Annotated in this window: 5 protein-coding genes; 4 read left to right on the top strand and 1 reads right to left on the bottom strand. The window is 67.3% G+C overall.

All coding sequences use genetic code 11. The features are described from left to right. The first annotated feature begins 20 nt into the window (after window positions 1-20). Together RT697_RS17525 and RT697_RS17530 are read left to right on the top strand one after the other, a co-directional pair. A complete protein-coding gene (locus RT697_RS17525) occupies window positions 21-2099 on the top strand; it encodes an NAD(+) synthase (protein ID WP_313700566.1) in 2079 nt (692 codons plus the stop codon). A 143-nt stretch (window positions 2100-2242) separates the two neighbouring features. Then, window positions 2243-2581, top strand: coding sequence for a P-II family nitrogen regulator (locus tag RT697_RS17530; protein WP_006386376.1), 339 nt, complete (start codon window positions 2243-2245; stop codon window positions 2579-2581). Window positions 2582-2653: 72 nt separating this feature from the next. Here RT697_RS17530 and gspF read toward each other — a convergent pair whose 3' ends face one another. Beyond that, entirely contained in the window at window positions 2654-3859 is a 1206-nt protein-coding gene (gspF, locus tag RT697_RS17535) for a type II secretion system inner membrane protein GspF (RefSeq protein WP_313700567.1), read from the bottom strand. Window positions 3860-4035: 176 nt separating this feature from the next. Here gspF and gspD point away from each other — a divergent pair, with 176 nt between their 5' ends. Further along, the gene (gene gspD, locus RT697_RS17540) at window positions 4036-6402 is read left to right on the top strand and encodes a type II secretion system secretin GspD (RefSeq protein WP_313700568.1); all 2367 of its coding nucleotides are present in this window, start codon (window positions 4036-4038) and stop codon (window positions 6400-6402) included. Then, complete coding sequence (gene gspE, locus RT697_RS17545; protein ID WP_313700569.1) at window positions 6399-7826, top strand: type II secretion system ATPase GspE; 1428 nt, start codon at window positions 6399-6401, stop codon at window positions 7824-7826. Before gspD ends, gspE begins: the two co-directional genes overlap by 4 nt. Window positions 7827-8072 lie beyond the last annotated feature (246 nt).

Raw genomic sequence — 8072 nt, forward strand, 5'->3', positions numbered from 1 at the left:
AAACTCCAGGCGAAAACCCGATGTCGAACCCGTTTTTCAACCTGTATTCCCACGGCTTCGCCCGGGTCGCGGTCGGCGTGCCCGAGTGCCGGGTCGCCGATCCCGCCTTCAACGCCGCGCAGACCATCACGCTGGCGCAGCAGGCCGCCCAGGGCGGCGCCGTGCTGGCGGCGTTCCCCGAACTGGGCCTGTCGGCCTATACCTGCGACGACCTCTTTCACCAGAAAGCCTTGCTGGACGCCTGCGAGGCGGCGCTGGCGCAGGTGGTCGAGGCCACGGCCGACCTGGACATCGCCATCGTCGTCGGCGCGCCGTTGCGGGTCGCCCACCAGTTGTTCAACTGCGCCGTGGTGGTGGCGGGCGGCCGCATCCTCGGGGTCGTGCCCAAGACCTATCTGCCCAATTACGGCGAGTTCTACGAAGCCCGCCAGTTCAGCGCCGCCGACTGCGCCATCGACACGCAGATCGACCTGCTGGGCCAGACGGTGCCGTTTGGAGCCGAGCTGCTGTTCCAGATGGAAAAGCTGCCGCTGTTCCAGTTCCACGTCGAAATCTGCGAAGACGTCTGGGTGCCGATTCCCCCGTCGTCCTACGCCGCGCTGGCCGGCGCCACGGTGCTGGTCAACCTGTCGGCCTCCAACATCGTCGTCGGCAAGTCCGCATACCGCCACCAGCTCGTGTCGCAGCAGTCCGCGCGCTGCCTGTCGGCCTATATGTACACGTCGGCCGGGCGGGGCGAATCCTCGACGGATCTGGCCTGGGACGGGCAGGCGCTCATCTATGAAAACGGCGAGCTGCTGGCCGAATCCGAACGCTTTCTGAATCATTCCCATCTGCTGTTCTCGGACGTCGATCTGGAACGCCTGTCGCGCGAACGCATGCGCCAGAGCACCTTCGGCCAGTCCGTGCGCCGCCACCAGGACGAGGTCCGCAGGTTCCGCCGCGTGGCGGTGCCGGTGAATCCGCCGCTGGAAGACGCCGAACTGCCGCTCGAACGGCGCGTGGCGCGATTCCCCTACGTGCCGGCCGACCCCCAGCGCCGCGACGCGCGCTGCCAGGAGGTCTACAACATCCAGGTGCAGGCGCTGGCGCAGCGCCTGTCGGCCAGCGGCATGAAGAAGGTGGTCATCGGCATTTCGGGCGGACTGGATTCCACGCACGCGCTGCTGGTCTGCGCCAAGGCCATGGACGCCCTGGACCTGCCGCGCGCGAACATCCTGGCCGTCACGATGCCCGGTTTTGCCACCAGCACCCGCACGCTGCAGCAGGCGCGCCGCCTGATGGCGGTGGTGGGCTGCACGGCGTCCGAGATCGACATCCGCCCCAGCTGCCTGCAGATGCTCAAGGACCTGGGCCATCCCTATGCCAACGGCGAGCCGGTCTACGACATCACGTTCGAGAACGTGCAGGCGGGCGAGCGCACCAACCACCTGTTCCGCCTGGCCAACTTCAGCAACGCCATCGTCATCGGGACGGGTGATCTCAGCGAGCTTGCACTGGGTTGGTGCACGTACGGCGTGGGCGATCACATGTCGCATTACAGCGTCAACGCCAGCGTGCCCAAGACGCTGATCACGCACCTGGTGCGCTGGGTCGCCGAATCCGGCCGCCTGGGCGACGACGGCGCGCAGGTGCTGCTGGACGTGCTGGGCACGGATGTCAGCCCCGAGCTGGTGCCGGGCGGCGCCGACGACAAGCCCGAGCAGAAGAGCGAAGCGTCCATCGGCCCCTATGAACTGCAGGACTTCAACCTGTACTACACGCTGCGCTATGGCTTTGCGCCGACCAAGGTCGCGTTCCTGTCATGGACGGCCTGGCGCGACCGCGAGGCCGGCGCCTGGCCCGAAGCCGGGCACGTCGTCCGCAACCAGTACGATCTGGCCGCCATCAAACGCAACCTGAAGATCTTCCTGGACAAATTCTTCCGGACCAGCCAGTTCAAGCGCACGTGCATCCCGAACGCGCCCAAGGTGGGTTCCGGCGGTTCGCTGTCGCCGCGCGGCGACTGGCGCGCTCCCAGCGATTCGGAATCGGTGGTCTGGATGCGCGAGGCCGACACCATTCCCGACGAGGCGCCCGAAGAAGCGTCCAAAGGCTGACGGCGGCCCCGCGCGTTTCCCCGGAGCCGCAGCCGCGCCTGCCCGGTGTTATTCTCTTAACCATTGCGCCCGGCGCCCGCCCGACAAGACGATCGGCCGCGCGGCCGGGCGACGCAACACATCAAAAACCCAGGACGACCAACGTGAAACAAGTCACCGCCATCATCAAACCCTTCAAGCTCGACGAAGTCCGCGAGGCGCTGGCGGAAGTCGGCGTCAGCGGGCTGACCGTCACCGAAGTCAAGGGTTTCGGCCGCCAGAAGGGCCACACGGAACTCTATCGCGGCGCCGAATACGTGGTCGACTTCCTGCCCAAGATCCGCGTTGAAGTCGTGCTGCCGGACGACCAGGTTGAAGCCGCCATCGAAGCCGTCGTCAAGGCCGCGCGCACCGGCAAAATCGGCGACGGCAAGATCTTCGTGACCCCGGTGGAGCAGGCCATCCGCATCCGCACCGGCGAGAGCGACGAAGAGGCGCTCTGATCCTTGTATTTCGCGGGCCGCGCCCAGACGCGGCCCGTATTCTTGCGGCACGTAATCCCGTAGCCCGCCTCCCTACCTGATCAACTGGTTCATCTCCAGAATCGGCATCATCACCGCCAGCACGATCAGCAGGACAAATCCCCCCATCAGCAGTATCAGAGCCGGCTCCAGCAGGGCCGTCATCGCCATCGCTCGCCGTTCCAGGTCGCGCGACAGGTTCTGCGCGCCCCGGTCCAGCAGTTCGGGCAGGCGGCCGGTCTTTTCGCCGCTGGCGATCAGGTGCACCAGCAGCGACGGGAAGACCTTCTGCGCGCCGAGCGACGACGACAGCGCCGCGCCCTCGCGCACCCGCGCCGCGGCCTCGTCCACCGCCAGCCGCAGCACGTCGTTGCTGAGCGTGCGGCGCGCGGCTTCCAGCGCGGTCAGCAGCGCCACGCCGCTGCCCGACAGAATGGCGAGCGTGGACGCAAAGCGCGCGGCATTCACGCCCAGCACGAAGCGCCCGGCCAGCGGCAGCCGCAGCACGCGCGCGTGCCAGGCCCGGCGCGCGGCCGGCGCCCGTAGCGTGTAGCGCCACAGCGCGATGGCCGCGACGACGGCGATGCCCGTCACCGCGCCCCATTCGCGCACATAGTCCGACAGCCCCAGCATCACGCGCGTCAGCATCGGCAGTTCCTGCTTGGCCTGGCTGAATGCGGATACGACCTGCGGCACGACATAGCCCAGCAGGAAGATGACGATGACCACCGACACGCTGGCCACCACCGCCGGATAGATGAACGCCGTCATGACCTTGCTGCGCAGGGTGTTGCGTTCCTCGATGTAGTCGGCCAGTTTTTCCATCACCTGCGCCAGGTCGCCCGATTCCTCGCCCGCGCCGATCAGCGCGCGATAGATCTCGGGAAAGTCGCGCGGCCGCGAGGCCAACGCGGCGGACAGGCGATGGCCCGCGCGCACGTCGTCGCGCACGCCGCCCAGCGTGGCGGCGATGTGTTTCTTTTCTGCCTGTTCCAGCGTGGCGCTGAGCGCCGCGTCCAGCGGCAGACGCGCGGCCAGCAGGCTGGCGAGCTGCCGCGTCAGCCACGCAAGATCGGCGTCCGACAGGCGCGTGCGCAACGCCGCGCCGATGCCTTCGGCGCGCGCCGCCAGCGAGGTCGACAGCGGCAACAGGCCGCGGCCGCGCAACTGATTGCGGGCGCCGCGCTCGGAGTCGGCGTCGATCGTGCCGCGCACGATTTTCCCGAGCGCGTCGGTGGCTTCATAGCGAAAGGAGGGCATGACTGTAATAAAGCGGAAGCACCTGCCGAAATCGCCAAGAGCCCCGAATTTAAAGGGTTTCCAGCCCGTTACCTTGCCTTGGAAATATGACCGTAGTGTTGCAGTCACACCCCGTATACTCCGACGCGCTTTCACGTTTTTTCATACGACTTCACGTCTCGGGCACCTATCTCGTCATGCGTCACATCGCGCAATTCAGCCTTGCATTCCTGCTTGCCGCAAGCCAACTCGGACCGGCCGTCAGCACGGCCCACGCACAACAGGCCGACAATCGCGTCAGCTTGAATTTCGTCGATACGGACATTCCCGCCGTGTTGCGCGCGCTGTCCCTGTTCACGCAGCGCAACTTCCTGGTGGACCCTCGCGTCAAGGGAAAGCTCACGCTTGTGTCGGACCGGCCGGTGGATAGCGCGCAGGCCCTGTCCATGCTGACCGGGGCGTTGCGGCTGCAAGGCTTTGCGATCGTCGACGTCGACGGCGTGACGCGCGTGGTCCCGGAGGCCGACGCCAAGCTGCAAGGCAGCGCCGTCGTGGGTGGATCCCGGCCGGCAGGCGCGGCGACCGCCGCGGGCGGCAGGGCGCCGGTGCCCGTGTCCACCTTTGCCAAAGGGGGCGGCAACAGCGGTGAAATGCTGACGCGCGTGTTCCCGCTGAAGTACGAGAACGCCGCGAACCTGGTGCCAGTGCTGCGCCCCATGGTGCCGCCCAACAACCCGATCAACGCGTACCCCGGCAACAACACGCTGGTCGTGACGGACTATGCCGACAACCTGGAACGCATCGCCGCCGTCATCGCGCGCATCGACGTGCCCAGTTCGATGGACACCGACGTGGTGCCCGTGCAATCGGCCATCGCCACGGACATCGCCATCCTGGCCTCACAGTTGCTGGACACGCAGAGCAGCGATCCGACGCAGCGCATCGCCATCGTGGCGGATCCGCGCAGCAACAGTGTGCTGGTGCGTTCGGGCAGCCCGGCCCGCACGCGTCTTGCGCGCGAACTGATCCAGAAGCTGGACGCGCAGCAGAACCGCGCGGGCAACCTGCACGTGGTCTATATGCGCAACGCGCAGGCCACGCGCATTGCCGAGGTGCTGGGCGGGCTGCTCACGGGCCAGGCCAATTCCGCGCCCGGCGCGGCCCCCGGCGCCAGCAGCAGCACCGGCGGCACGCAGGGCGGCGCGCGCGCACAGAACACCGCCAGCAGCACGTCGAACCAGGCCGGGCTGGGCATGTCCAGCCAGTCGGGCTCGTCGCGCGGCGGCCTGTCCGGCGAACAGGAGCGCATCGCGCGCGAAGACAACTCGTCGCAGGCGGTGTCGTACTCCGCGGGCGGCGCCACCATCCAGGCGGACCCCGCAACCAACTCGCTCATCATCTCCGCGCCCGAGCCGCTGTACCGCAGCCTGCGTGAAGTGATCGACCAGCTTGACCAGCGCCGCGCGCAGGTGCTGGTGGAAAGCCTGATCGTGGAAGTCAGCGAGGAAAAGGCCGCGGAATTCGGCATCCAGTGGATGACCGGCGCGGGCAACATCAACGGCAACGGCACCAGCTTCATCGGCGGCACGAACCTGGGCGGCAGCGGCATCACCGGCAACGGCCCGACGTCCATCGACGCGATAGGCCGCGGTCTGAGCTTGGGCGTGGTGAAGGGGACAGTGGATGTGCTGGGCAATGAAGTCATCAACCTGGGCGTGCTGGCGCGCGCCATGCAGAACACCGGCGAAGCCAACATCCTGTCAACGCCCAACTTGTTGACCCTGGACAACCAGTCGGCCAGCATCCTGGTCGGCAAGACGGTGCCGTTCGTGACGGGGCAATATGTGACGTCGGGCAGCAACGGCAGCTCGAACCCGTTCCAGACGATCGAACGCGAGGACGTAGGCCTCAAGCTCAACATCCGCCCGCAGATCTCCGAAGGCGGCGCGGTCAAGCTGGACATCTATCAGGAAGTCAGCAGCATCGACGAAAGCCGCTCGACCCCCACGACCGGCATCGTCACGAACAAACGCGCCATCGACACCAGCGTGCTGATCGACGACGGCCAGATCATCGTGCTGGGCGGCCTGCTGGAAGACAACGTGACGCTGACGTCCAACAGCGTGCCGGGCCTGGGTTCGCTGCCCGTGATCGGTTCGCTGTTCCGCTACGACACGCGCAAGCGCACCAAGACCAACCTGATGGTCTTCCTGCGTCCCTACGTGGTGCGCGACGCCAACCGCAGCGCCAGCGTCACGATGGACCGCTACGACTACATGCGCCGCGCACAGGGCGCCGTGCAGCCGCGCGACCACTGGGCGCTGCCGGACATGCAGGCGCCGATCCTGCCGCTGCCGGGTTCGGCGCCGTCGGTGTCGAACAACGCCTACGATCTGCGTCCCGAACAGCAGGCGCAAACGCTGCGCCGCCCGCCGCCCACCACGGTCGAAACCTTTGCGGTGCGCCAGTATCCCGGCGCGCCGCCCGCGCCCGCGCAGCAGCCCATCCGCGCGCCCCGGCCGCTCATGACGACGGTGGCGGTGGATCCCGAGACGCTGCTATGAGCGCCCACCCCTTGCCCTATGCCTGGGCCCGCGCGCAGCGCGCGGTGCTGTCGCTGCGCGGGGGGCAGGCGCAGTTGACGGTCAGTCCGCGTACGCCCGAATGGGCTGTGCGCGAGATCCGGCGCTGCCACGGCGACATCGGACTCACGCAGATCGACGACGAGGCGCTGGAGACGCTGCTGACCGCGGCCTACAGCCACTCGGAAGACGCGGCGTCCGTCATGGGCGTGGCGGAAAACGAGATAGACCTCGACCGCCTGATGCAGGACATGCCCGAGGTGGCGGACCTGCTCGAAGCGCAGGACGACGCGCCGGTGATCCGCATGATCAACGCGCTCTTTGCTCAGGCCGCGCGCGACGGCGCCAGCGACATCCACATCGAACCCTTTGAAACGCATTCCGTGGTCCGCTACCGCGTGGACGGGACGCTGCGCGACGTGGTCTCGCCGCGCAAGGCGCTGCATGCCGCGCTGATCTCGCGCATCAAGATCATGGCGCACCTGGACATCGCCGAGAAACGGCTGCCGCAGGACGGGCGCATCGCGCTGCGCGTGGGCGGGCGGCCGATCGACGTGCGCGTCTCCACGCTGCCGACCGGACATGGCGAACGCGCCGTGCTGCGTCTGCTCGATAAAGAAGCGGGACGCCTGCAACTGGAGAAGCTGGGCATGAGCCCGGGCGTGCTGTCGCAGCTGGACCGCCTGATCCGCCAGCCGCACGGCATCGTGCTGGTGACCGGCCCCACCGGCAGCGGCAAGACCACCACGCTGTATGCGGCGCTGAGCCGGCTGGACGCTTCCACCAGCAACATCCTGACGGTGGAAGACCCCATCGAATACGACCTGGCCGGCATCAGCCAGACGCAGGTCAACGCCAAGATCGACATGAGCTTTGCGCTGGCCTTGCGTGCGATCCTGCGCCAGGATCCGGACGTCATCATGATCGGCGAAATCCGCGACCTGGAAACCGCGCAGATCGCGGTGCAGGCGTCGCTGACGGGTCACCTGGTGCTGGCCACGCTGCACACCAACGACTCCGTGTCGGCGGTCACCCGCCTGACGGACATGGGGGTCGAACCGTTTCTGCTGGCGTCGTCGTTGCTGGGCGTGCTGGCGCAGCGCCTGGTGCGCAAGCTATGTCCGGCCTGCAAGACGCCGTCGATGCTGGACGGTGTGCAGGTGTTCCACCCCGTCGGCTGCGAGGCCTGCAACCACACCGGCTACAGCGGCCGCTCCGGCATCCACGAGCTGTTCACGGTAGACGACGAGGCCCGCCGCCTGATCCACGAAGGCCGCGACGAACGCGAACTGCGCCGCGCCGCGGCGGCGTCGGGGATGCGCAGCATGCGCGAGGATGGTCAGCGTTGGGTGGATGAAGGACAGACGTCGCCGGAGGAAATTTTGCGCGTGACGAGGGACGCGTAGGACCCGCAATCGGCTTGGTGTCAGACACCTCATTTGGTCCTACAAGGCGCGGTTCCCACTACACGGTGTCTGACACCCGTGTGAGATGGCCCGCATCATGCGCGGGCGTCTCCGGGGTGTCAGACACCTCATTTAGTCCTACAAGGTGCGGTTCTTGCTACACGGTGTCTGACACCCGTGTGAGGTGGCCTGCATCATGCGCGGGCGTCTCCGGGGTGTCAGACACCTCATTTAGTCCTACAAGGT

This window comes from Achromobacter sp. (assembly GCF_032113835.1).
GTDB lineage: Bacteria > Pseudomonadota > Gammaproteobacteria > Burkholderiales > Burkholderiaceae_B > Achromobacter.

Bases quoted from the DNA above. Each gene is read 5' to 3' on its own strand.
- gspD (WP_313700568.1), top strand. From the start codon at position 4,036: ATGCGTCACATCGCGCAATTCAGCCTTGCATTCCTGCTTGCCGCAAGC.
- gspE (WP_313700569.1), top strand. From the start codon at position 6,399: ATGAGCGCCCACCCCTTGCCCTATGCCTGGGCCCGCGCGCAGCGCGCG.
- RT697_RS17525 (WP_313700566.1), top strand. From the start codon at position 21: ATGTCGAACCCGTTTTTCAACCTGTATTCCCACGGCTTCGCCCGGGTC.
- gspF (WP_313700567.1), bottom strand. From the start codon at position 3,859: ATGCCCTCCTTTCGCTATGAAGCCACCGACGCGCTCGGGAAAATCGTG.